The sequence below is a fragment of the Halobacillus litoralis genome (assembly GCF_009856445.1).
Taxonomy (GTDB): Bacteria; Bacillota; Bacilli; order Bacillales; family Halobacillaceae; genus Halobacillus; species Halobacillus litoralis.
This window is the reverse complement of record NZ_WMFA01000001.1, coordinates 273,048-288,012: the sequence shown is the minus strand read 5'-3', so window position 1 is coordinate 288,012 and position 14,965 is coordinate 273,048. Positions and strand designations below refer to the sequence as shown.

Genomic DNA, 14,965 nt, shown 5'->3' with positions numbered 1-14,965 from the left:
TCTTTCCGCAGGACCCTAAGAGCGGTCATTAGGATAAACCAGGCCGATTTGCCTCCGGGCTTCCTCCATGACTTTCGCTGTAATCAGCGTATGCTCCAACGAATTATTCTCCGACCGACTTTTTTCCTTCTTCACCAGACTAATAAATTCAGCCGCTTCATAATACATAGGTGAAAACTCATCTTCGAAAATAAGCTCTTCTATGGATCCATCTCTATACATGATTTTTATATCTTTCGGCTCCGAAATATTGGGAATGAGCATCGTACCTTTTTCCCCTTGAATTTCAGAAGGAGCATGAGAATCCACGATTTTGGAGTGCACCACCACTCCCTCCATGTCATCATACGCTGCAACCACACTCCCTTGACCATCAACACCAGAATCCAAAAACACGGCACTGGCCTGGACATGATTGGGCGCACCAAAAAGAGCGACCATCGGATAAATTCCATAAATACCAAGATCCATCAAGGAACCGTTCGACAGTTCAGGTTTAAAGGCATTCAAAACCTCACCTCTTTTGTATGCATCATAACGAGAGGAATACTTACTGAAGTTTCCTACAAAACGTCTCACTTTGCCGATTTTATGTAGATGTTCCTGTATGCTTAAAAAACCCGGCATGAGTGTAGACTTCACTGCTTCCATTAACACAACGCCTTCTTCTTTGGCTACTTCAATCATTGAAGCAATTTCCTGTTGATTAGAAGCCATCGGTTTTTCACATAAGATGTGCGTTCCTTTCCTCATGATCGTCTTCGCCTGCTCCGCATGAAAGGCATTCGGGCTCGCAATATAAATCGCATCCACATTCGAACTTGAGGCCATCTTTTCTATATCTGTATAAGTCTCCCGTGCATCGTGTTTGGATGCAAAAGCGGCTGCTTTGTCTTCTGTACGAGAATATACGGCCTGTAATATGAAATGGTCATGCTGTTTCGCTGCTTCTATGAATTTTTCTGTAATGGTATTGGTTCCTATAATTCCAAACTTAACCATGTAAGACACCTCCAAAATAACCTATCCTCATTATACATGAAATCGGTTAGAAACACCCACACCCAGCATTGGCTTAATCCATGTGTTTCAAGGCGATTTTAGCCAGTACCTGCTGACCTTTTGCTGTTGGATGGACATCCCCCTTAATGATGTACTCAGGGTGACCATGATAGGCTTTATAAGCATCAATAAGTGTAACGGAAGCAAAGTGTTTCAGCAGCTTGATTAAGGAAGCGTACTGTTGGTTAATATAAGCGAGCGGCGTGTTCAACTGATCACCGGCAGCTGGATAAGGATTGTAGATGTTGTAAACGAGGACCTTCCCGCTCGTTAATTCGTCAATCTCAAGAATGGTCGAATAGACATTATAAATGAGATCTCGAATAACCGGGGCAGCCTCCTCCATTTTTAAGCCATCCAGCCCCCCATTCTTTTTTACGACATTCAATAAATCGTTGCCACCGATATACACAATGACATAATCGGCGTTCTTAATACTCTTTCTGAAGATATCATTGGATTGCACAGCAGTTAACAATTCAGCAGATGTCAGGCCGGGAATGCTCAAATTGGTCACTTCTATATCCTTTTTCACTCCTATTAAAGATGGAAACGACTCTTTTGGAGGATTATTATTATCTTCATCCAAGTTGTAACCAAATGGAATAGAATCTCCGATGGCGACCAATCTCTTTTCTTTAAAAGCTGCTAGGTCCGAAGGTGCCAGAATGACAGCGAACACCATGACCAGGATCCAAATATTCTTCATTCTCTATCCCTGCCTTGATTTATATGTAAAACATGACGCCTGATGATAACCAAGCGTCACATCTACTTATTTTGCTATAAACATTTGTACCCAATAGTTGCCGTCTTTCGCATATCCAACCCCAATGTGCGTCACATTCTTATTCATAATGTTTTTACGGTGACCTGAACTGTTCAACCAGCCATCGACAACTGATTGCGGAGACTGCTGGCCTGCAGCAATGTTCTCAGCTGCTGTGGAGTAATCCACTCCAAATTCCCTCAGCATATCAAAAGGACTTCCGTAAGTTGGAGAAGTATGGGAAAAATAATCGTTCTTCGCCATATCTTCAGATTTCGTTTGAGCTACTTCTTCAACTTCATTGCTATTTTTAAGAGGTTTCAGGCCATTTTTCTCACGAGCTTTGTTCGTCAAATCAATGACCTGTTGTTGAAAGTCACCCGTTGCCTCATCGCTCTCTCGTGCAGTATTATCACGATTTTGCTCAGCTTGATCAGGGTTTTGTCGTTGCGCCTGGTCTCCACCTTGTGGATCTTGAGTGTAACGGCCCTCATGGTCAAAAAAGTATGGACCTTGAATGGATCTGTTTGTTCCACTTGGGTTCATGCCTTCAAAAGGAATGTTGGCATCAAAGCGGTTTTGACCGTATGCCCCTGGTTCCATTTCTCCCGGTTGATTTCCGTTCCCTTGCATGCCTTGGTCTTCTGGACCAAAACTGACTTGATTCAAGTTGTTACGCTGACTTTCACGCGCACGTTCTTCCGATGTATTACAAGCAGCTAACATGGCAATCATCATGAGCGCTGCGAATAGAATAAACCACTTTTTCTTCATCATGCATCCTCCTCAGGATTAATCTTCACGTTTACTATTTGCATCAAAGCAAACAATATCCCTGAGAAGAAGTACCAGTTCAGCACACCAATTCCTCTCTTTATTTCACATAAGCTCCTTTTAGTTGAAGACTCAGTTTCGAGACTTTTGTTAAGTGGATGGTGCAGCGGGGAGTAGCTCGCTTTCCGCGGGAACGCAAGGAGCACATACCGCGCCTCGTCCAAGGAAGCCTTATCTAGTTGAGATCATGAATGACAATTCCTGGACATGGATACAGGGTCAGTGAAACGACAATTTACAGTGCTCTGAATCGATCCGTAGAAAAACACACACGTCGTGTCCCCATTCGCTTATCATGCGGAGAGCTTTATTACAGAGCTCGGCAGGTTACTGGTAGACGGATTTCGAGAACCTCGTATGGTAAAGGGGCGGAGGGAAACGGTGAGACTCCTGTGGGAAGTGCGTGGTGGATGAGACCCCGCAGAGTGTTAGCTCGAGGAGGCTCATCACTCGCCCACGGAAAGCGAACCTTTTCCCGGAGCCCCTTAACTCCGACAAAAGTCTCGAAATCGAGTCTTCCACAATCCTGTCATATAGTGAAATCAATAAAAAACCTGAAGGTTCCTTTAAGGACCGTTCAGGTTTTGAGAAGGTTATTTGGTGTGACAGTCGGGGCAGCAATGTTTGCAGCCATTGACATCATCGTAAGTATTTCTGGCAACCTCAAGTGCGTTTGCGCAATCGTCGTGGCCGCCCAATTCCAATAAATTCTGCTCAAAAGGCATAAAATCACAGCCTTCAACATGCACTTCATGTTCGCCACCAGTCTGTTGGTTCTGATTCACGTAAAATTGTGCCATTCCATGACCTCCTTTGTGGAGGCATTCCCCTACCAGATGAATGACAAACACAAATGGACGGTCTCAAGCGGCTTTTCTAGTCATCAAGATGGAAGCATACGACTTTTTGTTCAGTCATGGATTCTATGCTGAAACGTACGCCCTCTCGTCCGATACCGGATCCCTTCGTACCTCCAAATGGCATTTCATCAATTCGATAATCGCTGCTGTCATTGATCATAATTCCGCCTACATCCATTTTTCTTATGGCTTTAAAAGCCTGATTGATATCGTTTGTAAAAATTCCTGCATGGAGACCATAATTAACAGCATTGGATTGATCAATGGCTTCCTCTAGATCAGCGACAGGGTTTACAATCACCACAGGGCCGAAGATTTCTTCTGTCATCACTTTCGCTTCTGACGGAACATGGCTAAGAATCGTTGGAGAATAGTATGCTCCATCACGGACCCCGCCTGTTTCTATTTGTGCTCCCTTTGCTAAAGCTTCTTCGACCCATTCGGATACACGGACCGCTTCTTTTTCATTAATCATCGGACCTATATCAGTTCTTTCATCCATTTTATCGCCGACCTTCAGTGCTTCAGCGGCTTCCACAAGTCCTTCGAGGAAACTTGCATAAAGTTCTCTTCCCACAAAGATTCTTTGAACACCGATGCAATTCTGCCCTGCCGCTGAAAAAGCACCCGAACAGCACGCATGAACAGCCTTGGAAAGGTCTGCATCATTAAGGACGATGACTGGTGAGTTCGATCCTAACTCCATGCTTATTTTCTTCGTTCCTGCTTTTCTCGTGATAGCTTCTCCGGCATCAGAGCCTCCCGTAAAAGAAACCATTTTGACGGCGGGGTGGGTAACCAGTGGATCTCCGACTTCCTTCCCTGCCCCAGTAACCACGGATAGATAACCTCCAGGTAATCCAGCCTCTACGAATGATTCCGCTAACTTCAACGCACTTAAAGGCGTAGCTGAGGCTGGTTTGACGACGATCGCATTCCCTGCAGCAATAGCTGGACCTATTTTATGTGCGACTAAATTGAGCGGATCATTAAAAGGAGTGATGGCTCCTACAACACCTACAGGAAAACGTTGATAATACCCGACTCGTTTTTCACTGCCTGGATTTTGATCGAAATTGATGGTCTCTCCTTTCAAACGTCTCGCTTCCTCGGCACTGATCCGAATGGTTTGAATGGCTCGTGAGACCTCTGAACGTGCTTCGGTAATTGTTTTACTTCCCTCACGTGCGATGGTTGCTGCAAACGCTTCGTGATCCCTCTCCATAAACTCAGATACTCTATTAAGTATATGGATGCGTTCATGGGTAGGGATGGGGTCTCTCATGCGAAAAGTGCGGTCTGCGGTTTCAATAGCTTCGATCATGTCCTCTTCCGTGGCAGAGGGGACCGTGGCCAGCACTTCACCGTTCTGCGGATTGCTTACTTCAAAACTGTGTAACCCTTCCCGCCATTCTCCCCCGATCAGCATTTTATAGCTTTTAACCTTCGTCGTCATGAGTGGCTCCCTCCTCCGATTTTGGCTACCTGCTTCTGTTTGTGGCAATGAATCAGATCGATTAACAAAGAAAACCCTGTTTCCTTCAACCCTGCTCCTGCACCTGTGAGCATGATGGGACCGGAAAGATCACATTCATAAACAATTGCATTGGTTGCACCATTCACACGAGCTAAGAGATCATCCTTTTTCACACGCTCTGGTCGGACAATCGCCTTCACTGATCCGTTATCCTGAGAAATCCGGGCAAGCAGCTTCCATTTTTCACCGGCCTTTTCCGCTTCTTTGATATCTTCTACTGTTAAACCGGTAATCCCGGCACAGAAAATGTCATCCGGGTCCAGATGAACCCCATACACATGGTTCGATAATATAGCCGCTTTATACCTGACATCGTAAGCTTCAATGTCACTCGTCGGATCGGCTTCGGCATAACCGAGTGCTTGTGCTTTTTCAAGCGCTTGATTCAATGTCATTCCACTTTCCATAGCGGTAAGGATATAGTTGGTTGTGCCATTCAATATCCCTCTGATTTCCTTGATTTCATTGCCAGCCAGAGTTTCCAGTGGGAGCCTTAGCGCAGGTGTTCCGCTCATAACCGTTCCTTCGAATCCGAAAAACACCTCATGTTCGTTTGCCTTTTCGGTCAATTCCTGATAGGCGAGAGCCACAGGACCTTTGTTAGTCGTTATGACACTTTTACCGGTTTCAAAAGCACGATGACAGTGAGTAAGCGCAGGTTCACCGGTTTTGACATCGGTATAAGTGACTTCAATGATGACATCCGCCTGTGATTTCTCTATTGTTTCGACACTGTTCCACCCTTTAACCGTTTGACTGGATGACGGATAAGTTTCTACAGAACCCGTTTGTTTCACACACTCCAGTACCTTTGTAATATTCAGTCCATCCGGCTGAAAAATGGATCCTTTCATGACATCCGAAATGGCCACGATTTCCACATCAAGTCCGTAGTTCTGCTGAAGTTCCTGATGCTTTTCCTCTACAATTTCCGCAAATGCCTGACCTACGCCTCCAAATCCAATCATAGCTATTTTCATACTCAATGGACCCCTCCTCGCACAAGTATTAAGTAAGCACTCTCCAAAAGCACACGCACACCCATCGTCATTGAACGTTCATCGATATCAAAATCCGATTGATGGAGGCTCCTTTCCCTTTTCAGACCGCAACCGAGAAAAAACATCGCCCCTGGTATCTTTCTAGTGAAATGACTGAAGTCTTCACTCCCCATACCAAAGGGCTCTTCATGCATATGGAGCCCGGATGCAGCTTCGTTTATGATCCGGTTTATTCTAGGATCGTTGATCAATGAGGGTTCGCCGTGATGGATGCGAAGGGAATATTTCCCGCCGAGCGCTGAGACGATTTTAGCCGCCTGACGGATTTCATTGCCTAACATTTCCCTTACATCATCTTTATAGGATCTTAGGGTTCCTTGGATCTCTACAATGCCTGGAATAACATTGCTGGCCTCTCCGGCATGCACCTGCCCAACACTGATGGTGCCGACGTCCATGGGGTTCACTTTCCGGCCATTTATGCTGTATAACGCCTGCAACACATAAGTCGACATCCATATTGGGTCTTTCACGTGCTGCGGATATCCCGCATGGCCGCCGCTTCCCTCAATTCTCAAATGAAATTCATCATTGTTCGCCATGCTTGGTCCATCATTCCATTGAATCTCTCCGAATTTCCTCCAAGGGCACATATGAAGGGACAAAATGGCGTCCATGTGTTGAAATTTTCCGGAAGCCAGCATTTTTAACGCTCCCGTTTCCCCTGCTTCATCACAACTTTCTTCTGCAGGCTGAAAAATCAGTTTGACCGTTCCTTGAAAACGGCCTGCCTTTGCATCCTCCGCCAACAACTTTGCAATGCCGAGCAAGATGGCCATATGTGCATCATGCCCGCACGCATGCATGACTCCAGGGTTATGTGAAGCCCAGGAAACACCCGTTGTTTCTGTGATCGGAAGGGCGTCCATATCTGCACGAATCCCGACAACAGGGCCCTCCCCGTGGCTGACGGTGGCAATGATCCCGTAGCCTCCGACATTCTTTTCGATCTCAAATTCCTGGAAGCTTTCTAATATTTCTTCTAACTTTTCACTTGTTCGCTTTTCTTGAAAGCTGAGTTCAGGGAAGCGGTGGAAGTCCCTCCGCCACCCCACCAAATCATCAAAAATCTGGTCTGAGCGCAAGGTGAGATCCGACTTTTCGGTCTTCACATCTTCCCTCCTCACTTCTTCACATAAGTGTGTAACGATTGGAAAGCCTGTGAAAGGTCATTTTTCAAGTCATCAATATCTTCAATGCCAGCGGAGTAACGAATCAAGCCTTCTGGAATGCCCATAGCTGCACGCTCTGCCGGGGTACATTCCACATGACTTGTCGTTCTTGAAGGTCCGACAACGGTTTCCACTGACCCTAGATTGGCAGCGCGGTTAGCGAACTGCAGCTTCGGTAAAAGGTCCCGTACAGTGGTTACTCCGCCTTTCACAGCAAAGCTGAGCATCCCTCCAAACCCTTTCATTTGTTGTTTTGCGATTTGATGATGCGGGTGAGAAGGCAGTCCTGGGTAAAAAACTTCTTCTACCAGGTCGAAGGTTTGTAAATGTTCTGCAATGGCTGCGGCATTTTGGTTTTGCTGTTCCACACGAAGCTTCAGTGTCTTCATGCCTCTCAAAAGCAAATAGGCAGCCATTGGATCGAGGGTGGCTCCGTTAATTTCCCTGTAGTGGTATACCGCGTCGACTAAGCTCTTTCTGCCACATAACGCCCCGCCTAAAGCATCGGCATGCCCGCCTAAAAATTTCGTTGCGCTATGGATCACAAGGTCCGCTCCAAGATCCAATGGGTTTTGATTCACGGGCGTAGCAAATGTATTATCAACAACAACCGTTGCCCCTACCGCTTTGCCGGCAGCAGCCATCCGCCTGATATCCGTAATTTTCACCGTCGGGTTCGTCGGGCTTTCCAAATAAAGCACTTTGCACCCTTTAGCCACCTCAGCTTCCAGCGCCTCATGATCTCCGGTTTCACACAATACGACTTCCACTTGCTGTTTGGGAAGGAATTCTGTAAAGATTTTATTGGTTCCTCCGTACGTATCCTTAATGGTTACCACCCGGTCACCAGGGAATAGCAACGTGCCAAGCGTATTACTGATTGCCGCCATCCCAGTGGAAAAGCTTGTAGCCGCTTCTGCATTTTCTAAAATGCGAATTTTTTCTTCGAACGCCTGAACGGTCGGATTTGTGTTCCGTCCATAAATATGGCCCGGCTTATTGCCAACCGCTACTTCATACCATTCATCCATGTCGTCATAACCAAAAGAAACACTATGGACGACAGGCACTTGCGTCGCTCCAAAAGCGAGTTGTTCTTTTTCACCGGCCCAAATTGATTTGGTACTAAACTTTGCGTCTTTCATCCGTAACGCCCTCCCGAACTAATAGTTGATGGTATACGTGTCTTGCAATAGCTGTATCCTGCACCCCCGTGCCTGTCAGATCACAAATCGTAATGTCCTCATCTGCTTGGCGGAACGATTGTTTTCCACTTGTGACTTCCCCAAGCTCTATCGCACGATCCAGTTGATTCGGTGACGCTCGCAGCTCTCCCAAACGGGCGGACTGAGCTTTCACATCACAGACGATGACATCCGCTCTTTCCAAAACTGTGGCATCCAGCTCCCGCTTTTGTTCTGCATCCGAACCCATAGCGGTGATGTGAAGTCCCGGTCTTATCCAATCGCCATAAATTAATGGTTCTTTGGACGGTGTCGTTGTTACCACGAGATCGCTTTTTCCTACCACTTGCTCCACTGAATCACAAACGATCAAATTAATTCCCAGTTTCTGCTCCATTTCTTGTTTATACTGCAGAGTTTTTTCAGGGCTCCTCCCATAAACGAACACATGCTCAATCGGACGAACCAGCATAAGTGCTTGGAGCTGGAGACGAGCTTGAGCTCCAGTACCAAGGATCCCTGCAATCCGGCTGTCTTTCCTGCTTCCATATTTTGCAGCCACAGCTCCCGCAGCTGCCGTTCGCAAATCTGTCAACCAGCCTTTATCGGCCAAGACCGCCAGTGGTTCTCCTGTATGACTATTGATGAGAATCATCAGCCCATTCGCACTCGGAAGTCCTAATGCAGGGTTATTAAAAAAACCAGAAGACAGCTTCACAGCAAAACTGTCTTCACCTTTAATATAGGCGGACTTAATATCTACTTCGCCATTATGGTCCGGCACATCCACACGCATGATGGGCGGCATCGTTGTTTCTTTTTCCACTAGTGAAGTGAAGGCTGTTTCGATTCTGTCTATAAGTTCGGTATCCAGACGAATCACTTTTTCAATGTCCTTCCGTTCATAGAGTCTAATTTCCCATCACTCCTTCAGCTGATTTGACCGCTCAAATCCATATGATCACGAATGATTAACTCCTGCGGATAGGTGGTGAACCGTTCACTGCCAGATTCCGTGACTCTAAAGGTTTCACTGATCTCAATTCCATCCGTATCGAACCATAGCGCCGGAATCAAATGGAACGTCATATTGGGTTCCAGGATCGTCGAATCTCCTTTACGAATGCTTGCTGTATGCTCTCCCCAATCCGGTGGATAATTGAGGCCAACGGAATAACCTAAGCGCGCCTCTTTTTCATACCCATGTTTCTTAATGCTCTTCCTCCACACTTCTTCCAATTCTCCACAAGTCACTCCAGGCTTTGCAAAGTCGAGGACATTCTGTATCCCTTCCAAAACGACCGGGGCGACTTGTTTCATTTTTTCATTCGGTTCTCCTATGGAAACCGTACGGGCAAGAGGGACATGGTAGCGCTTGTAGCACCCGGCCAGTTCGACGATGACAGCATTGCCTTTGACAAAAGGTCGGTCTGACCAGGTCAAATGAGGAATGGACGTATGATCCCCGGTCGGTAGCAGTGGAACAATCGCTGGGTATTCACCACCAAACTCCGGTGTCCCCCTTACCAGGTGATAGTAAATTTCGGCTGCCGTATCACACTCCCTGACGCCCGGATCAATGCTTTCCACCCCTTTGGTCATCGCTACGTCCGCAATTTGCGCTGCCCGTCTCATATACTCGATTTCCTGATCCGACTTGACGATACGGACGCTGTTCACAAGTAATGTCGCATCCTGAAAGGTCGCATTCGGCAGTCCTCTTTCCAATCTTTCAAAAGCCTTCGCTGTAAAATAGTAATGATCCTTCTCAACGCCTATTTTCCTATTTCCTTGACCGATTTGAAGCAGAATATCTGCCATAAAGTCCATCGGGTGATAAACATTTGAATGGACATAGTAATCCGGATAGGCAATGACATTCTCATCATAGATCCACGTCGTCACCCGAGCCCCATTCGCATCCTGGTAACGGCCGATCCACAGCGGTTGTGGTTCATCAATGATAACCACAAGCATTTGGTGTACATAAAAAGACCAGGCATCATAACCAGAAAGGTAATTCATGTTTGCCGGGTCTGTAATCAAAAGCACGTCAATTCCTTGGTCAGCCATTCGTTTCTTCGTTTTCTGCAAACGCTGCTGATACTCTAAAATGTCAAAAGGAAGAACCATTTCATCCCCTCCGCGCTATTTGTCTGAATATTTAAATTACTGTATATTCATTGTATTCAAAGAATTTTTTTCTTGTAATGTAAAAAGTGTATGAAGTTTTGGAGATGTCCTTAATACAATGTCGTCACAAACCTTTCCACTAACTTCTTATGTTAAGATACGAATAACCAGATAGAAGGAGGATAATGATGACATACAGTTACTTATCTCATTTGTACTGCCCGAAATGTGAGGAAACCTATAAAGCAGACGAACCTCAGCATCTATGTACATGCGGATCTCCTTTACTCGTAAGCTATGATTTAGACAAATTGAAAGAGTCGTGGTCTCCTGAGCAGTTGAAAGAAAGAGCCCCTGACCTTTGGCGTTACCATGAACTATTACCACTCCAGGACCCTACATACAAAACTTCTTTGGGGGAAGGCATGAGTCCGTTGATCCCCCTTCCTACTCTTCAGGCCGATATGAATATCCGCAAACTGCATATGAAAGATGAAGGGATTATCCCTACTGGATCGTTCAAAGCAAGAGGAGCTGCGGTCGGCGTATCAAAAGCGAAAGAACTGGGAGTGAAAGAACTTGCCATGCCGACCAATGGCAATGCCGGTGCCGCCTGGTCTTTATACGCTTCAAGAGCATCGATGGAATCAACTATCGTCATGCCCGTCGACGCACCGAAAATTACCAGGAACGAATGTGCCTTATCCGGCGCCAACCTCTTTCTCGTCGACGGCCTCATCAGCGATGCAGGTAAAATCGTGGCGGAAGCTGTAGAAAAATCAGGGCTCTATGATGTGTCCACACTAAAGGAACCATACAGAATTGAAGGAAAGAAAACGATGGGGCTTGAAATTGCCGAACAATTAGGATGGAACGTTCCAGATGTTATCCTCTATCCTACAGGTGGGGGTGTCGGATTGATCGGCATTCATAAAGCACTGAGAGAATTGCAGGAGCTTGGGTGGATTACCGAAGACCGGATGCCGAGACTGGTAGCTGTCCAATCCGAAGGCTGTGCGCCGATTGTGGAAGCATGGCAGCAAGGTCAAAAAGAATCATCCTTCTGGGAGGATTCTGAAACGATTGCATTCGGCATCAATGTCCCAAAAGCAATTGGAGATTTCCTTGTCCTCGACGCCCTTTATGATACAGAAGGGTGTGCGGTAGCCGTCAGCGACACTGAACTATTAGAGGAACAGAAAAGAATCGCTCAAAAAGAAGGGGCCTTCGTCTGCCCAGAAGGAGCTGCAGCATTTGCTGCTGCCAGAAAGTTAAGAGCAGAAAATTGGATTGCCGCAGAGGATGAAGTGGTCGTACTTAATACGGGTGCTGGCATTAAATATCCGGATACCGTTCAGATCGAAATTCCGGTTCTTCAACCAGGGGAAAGTTTAGGAATCACGAAAACCATCAGATAACAAAAAAGGAACTCATGACACGCATGAGTTCCTTTCTATTTTATAAGGATTTCACGGCAGAGGAAATGTCAGCTGCTTGTGTAATGGCTGATATGACGGCGACCCCGTCCGCTCCCGCTTCCATTACTTCCCCAGCATTTTCTGGATGAATGCCTCCGATCCCGACTACGGGCATGTCAGGAAACGCTTTTTTGACGACCTTCACCCATTCAGGCCCTGCTACAGGGCTGGCGTCTTTCTTCGTCATTGTCCTGAACATCGGACCTACACCTAAATAGTCGACAAGATGGACAGGACTCTCTTCTAATTCTGTCCGATCGGATACCGATAACCCTATGATTGTATCAGGGTATTTTGAACGAATTTCTTTCACACTTCGATCACTCTGCCCCACGTGTATTCCATCGGCTTGAAGCACATCAAAAAGTTCGATGTCATCGTTGACGATAAATAAAATACCCGCTTCAGCACAACGTTGGCGCAGCTTATGACCGAGACTGTACATCGCCTCTCCAGTTAGAGCGCCTTCTCCTTTTTCTCTATATTGAAAGCACGTGATTCCAGCTCCAATCGCTTCATCCAAAATACTCAAAGGATCTTTGGCACAGTTTTGGCTTCCCATGACGAAGTATTTTCGAAGGGTAGAAGCTTTCATGTCTCTTCACCCTTTGCTAAAGCATCGACAAACCGCGGTATGAATGTCCCTGGTCCTTTGACATCAGGTTGCCCTGCTGCTTGTTCCGCCGCCCGTCCATAATGGCTTAATGTTGCCAGCACCTTTTCTTTAGGATTGCCTTCTACTGCTAAGCTTGCTGTAAGCAAAGAACCAAGTAAACAGCCGGAACCCGTAATTTGAGCAAGGTGAGGGTGTCCTGTTTCATTAACAAAAACATCCCCATCCATACATCCGACATCCTGTTCTCCTGTACAGACGGCTCCAGTCTGATATTTCTCCGCTACTAAGCGGACGATGGCTTCGGAATCAGCTGCTCCTGTGGAGTCTACGCCTTGCGTTTCCACATTTAGACCGATGAGATGGGCAAGTTCTCCGGCATTCCCTTTCATAACCGTCGGAGTCACCTCCTGCAAGATCCTCTGACATGCCTCTGAACGATAACGAGTAGCAGGAGCGCCGACAGGATCGAAGACGATAGGAATGCCGATTTCATTGGCAGCTTTACCAGCAAGGATCATCGCTTTCACCTGTTCTTCATGAAGCGTTCCTATATTCAATAACAGTCCTTGAGACAATCGGGTAACATCCGCCACTTCCTGCGTGGCATTGGCCATGATTGGCGATCCTCCAAAAGCTAAAAGACCGTTCGCTGTAAAATTCATCACCACTGAATTCGTGATGTGATGAATCAGTGGGCGTTGTGTTCTTACTCTTTCGATAACACTTACAGCCATTTGTTGAAAACCTCCTCACGTAAAGCAAAATGATTGGTCGGTCCGCTTCCTTTTCCTAAGTCGAAGGAGTGGCGAATCGCTTCTGTTACGAAGTATTTGGCTTCTTTAACAGCTTGTGGCAAAGCGTGTCCCTGGCTCAGGTAAGCCGTAATGGCTGCTGAATATGTGCACCCTGTGCCATGCGTATTTGGAGAATCAATCCTTTCAGATTCAAATTCATAGACACGTCCACCATCATATAGAAAATCAACCGCTCTTCCATGTAGATGGCCCCCTTTGACAAGAGACGCTCCCGCACCTAAATCTTTCACAATCATTTCGGCTGCTTCTTTCATATCTGCTTCTGTTTTAATTTTTCCTCCGACAAGGACTTCAGTTTCAGGGATGTTCGGAGTGACGAGTGATGTCCTGGGCACAAGGTATTCTTTTAAATACCGTTGATCTTCTTTTTCAATCAAAGGGTCTCCGCTCTGGGCAACCATGACAGGGTCCATGATGTAAGGAGCAGCCACTTCATCCAACCATTCACTGATGACTCTCATCATCCCCTTATTGGTAATCATCCCAGTTTTCAGTGCATGAACAGGCATATCCTCAGAAATAGCTTCCAGTTGACTCTTAATGAAGTTTTCCGGGAGGTGATGAACATCCTTCACACCTGTCGTGTTTTGGGAAACGACTGAAGTTACAACACTCATCCCGTAACTCTTCAATTCCTGGAACGTCTTCAAGTCTGCCTGTATACCCGCGCCACCACTCGGATCAGTCCCTGCAATTGTCAGCGCACATGATACTTGTCTCATCTCACAACCTCCTTTTCACAAGGCCATTGTTCTTGTGTGTAAGCCATATCCCAAAAAGCATATTCCAACTGACAGCTTTTACGAAAAGCTTCTCTCATCCGCTGTTTTTCTAGTTCAGACGCTTGTACAGCATACTGATCAAGCCGCTCACATAACACCGCCGTCAGACTGTTCACCTCTGCATCGGCATAAAAATCGATCCAAGGGAGAAAAGGATGGTCAACCCCTGGCTGGTAGTGGTTCTTAAGCTCGACCCCGATTTCATAGTAGGTCCACGGGCATGGAAGCAAGGCCGCTAATATTTCACCGATCCCCCCATTATGGGCATGAAATAGCATATGCTTTATATAGTGATCAGCAGTCGGCGGCAACGGATACCCTTGAAGCTCTTCATAGGAAACGCCAATCTGTTCACAAAAATTGTTATGAGGATGGACCTCGCTGTTCAACACAAAATCGATTTGCTTATTAAACAGTTGAATGTCTTCTCTACAAGGGGACTTGGAAATAGCGATTCCATACACATGCATAAAAGCATTCAGATATTCATAATCAGCCTTGATATAATGAATCAACGCTTCTTTCGGGACCTCTCCTTTCCCGATCCCCTGGACAAAGGGATGAGTGAAGATTTCTTGATAAATATCCTGATTTTCATTTCTTAATTGTTTGGAAAAAGACATGATAGAGCCTCCTATTATTCTTGGAAGCTACTAGAGGAC

At 46.2% G+C, this 14,965-nt stretch carries 15 protein-coding genes; 1 reads left to right on the top strand and 14 read right to left on the bottom strand.

Translation table 11 applies throughout. The features are described 5' to 3' along the window. Positions 1-15 precede the first annotated feature (15 nt). The 10 genes from GLW00_RS01340 to GLW00_RS01295 all read right to left on the bottom strand — a co-directional run bounded on the left by GLW00_RS01340 (position 16) and on the right by GLW00_RS01295 (position 10,612). Positions 16-1,002 carry a Gfo/Idh/MocA family protein gene (locus GLW00_RS01340; protein ID WP_160910681.1) on the bottom strand — a complete coding sequence of 329 codons (987 nt, stop codon included), beginning with the start codon at positions 1,000-1,002 and terminating at the stop codon, positions 16-18. Positions 1,003-1,075: 73 nt separating this feature from the next. Beyond that, the gene (locus tag GLW00_RS01335) at positions 1,076-1,771 is read right to left on the bottom strand and encodes an SGNH/GDSL hydrolase family protein (protein ID WP_160910680.1); all 696 of its coding nucleotides are present in this window, start codon (positions 1,769-1,771) and stop codon (positions 1,076-1,078) included. Between the two features lie 66 nt (positions 1,772-1,837). Beyond that, on the bottom strand, positions 1,838-2,605 hold the full coding sequence (locus GLW00_RS01330) for a CAP domain-containing protein (RefSeq protein WP_439108881.1): 768 nt from the start codon (positions 2,603-2,605) through the stop codon (positions 1,838-1,840). Positions 2,606-3,258: 653 nt separating this feature from the next. Further along, positions 3,259-3,465: a hypothetical protein gene (locus GLW00_RS01325; RefSeq protein WP_160910678.1), complete on the bottom strand. Its 207-nt coding sequence runs from the start codon at positions 3,463-3,465 to the stop codon at positions 3,259-3,261. 76 nt (positions 3,466-3,541) lie between these two features. Then, positions 3,542-4,981, bottom strand: a complete 1,440-nt coding sequence (locus GLW00_RS01320) for an aldehyde dehydrogenase family protein (RefSeq protein ID WP_160910677.1) — start codon at positions 4,979-4,981, stop codon at positions 3,542-3,544. Next, entirely contained in the window at positions 4,978-6,048 is a 1,071-nt protein-coding gene (locus GLW00_RS01315; RefSeq protein WP_160910676.1) for a homoserine dehydrogenase, read from the bottom strand. Before GLW00_RS01315 ends, GLW00_RS01320 begins: the two co-directional genes overlap by 4 nt. Continuing rightward, entirely contained in the window at positions 6,045-7,235 is a 1,191-nt protein-coding gene (locus tag GLW00_RS01310; RefSeq protein ID WP_160910675.1) for a M20 metallopeptidase family protein, read from the bottom strand. Before GLW00_RS01310 ends, GLW00_RS01315 begins: the two co-directional genes overlap by 4 nt. 11 nt (positions 7,236-7,246) lie before the next feature. Beyond that, positions 7,247-8,440, bottom strand: a complete 1,194-nt coding sequence (locus GLW00_RS01305) for a cystathionine gamma-synthase family protein (RefSeq protein ID WP_160910674.1) — start codon at positions 8,438-8,440, stop codon at positions 7,247-7,249. Beyond that, entirely contained in the window at positions 8,421-9,395 is a 975-nt protein-coding gene (locus GLW00_RS01300; RefSeq protein WP_160911799.1) for a cyclodeaminase, read from the bottom strand. The genes GLW00_RS01305 and GLW00_RS01300 overlap by 20 nt, the downstream gene beginning before the upstream one ends. 14 nt (positions 9,396-9,409) lie before the next feature. Beyond that, positions 9,410-10,612 carry a M24 family metallopeptidase gene (locus tag GLW00_RS01295; protein WP_160910673.1) on the bottom strand — a complete coding sequence of 401 codons (1,203 nt, stop codon included), beginning with the start codon at positions 10,610-10,612 and terminating at the stop codon, positions 9,410-9,412. Between the two features lie 188 nt (positions 10,613-10,800). On the opposite strand from GLW00_RS01295, the gene GLW00_RS01290 reads away from it, so the two are divergent. Continuing rightward, positions 10,801-12,030: a threonine synthase gene (locus GLW00_RS01290; RefSeq protein ID WP_160910672.1), complete on the top strand. Its 1,230-nt coding sequence runs from the start codon at positions 10,801-10,803 to the stop codon at positions 12,028-12,030. Positions 12,031-12,070: 40 nt separating this feature from the next. On the opposite strand, the gene thiE is transcribed toward GLW00_RS01290, so the two are convergent. From thiE to tenA, 4 genes are read right to left on the bottom strand one after another with little or no spacing between them, the layout of a single operon-like run. Then, entirely contained in the window at positions 12,071-12,685 is a 615-nt protein-coding gene (gene thiE, locus GLW00_RS01285; RefSeq protein WP_160910671.1) for a thiamine phosphate synthase, read from the bottom strand. Next, complete coding sequence (thiM, locus tag GLW00_RS01280) at positions 12,682-13,440, bottom strand: hydroxyethylthiazole kinase (RefSeq protein WP_160910670.1); 759 nt, start codon at positions 13,438-13,440, stop codon at positions 12,682-12,684. The genes thiE and thiM overlap by 4 nt, the downstream gene beginning before the upstream one ends. After that, positions 13,431-14,243: a bifunctional hydroxymethylpyrimidine kinase/phosphomethylpyrimidine kinase gene (thiD, locus tag GLW00_RS01275; RefSeq protein ID WP_160910669.1), complete on the bottom strand. Its 813-nt coding sequence runs from the start codon at positions 14,241-14,243 to the stop codon at positions 13,431-13,433. The genes thiM and thiD overlap by 10 nt, the downstream gene beginning before the upstream one ends. Continuing rightward, entirely contained in the window at positions 14,240-14,926 is a 687-nt protein-coding gene (tenA, locus tag GLW00_RS01270; protein ID WP_160910668.1) for a thiaminase II, read from the bottom strand. The genes thiD and tenA overlap by 4 nt, the downstream gene beginning before the upstream one ends. Between the last annotated feature and the right edge of the window lie 39 nt (positions 14,927-14,965).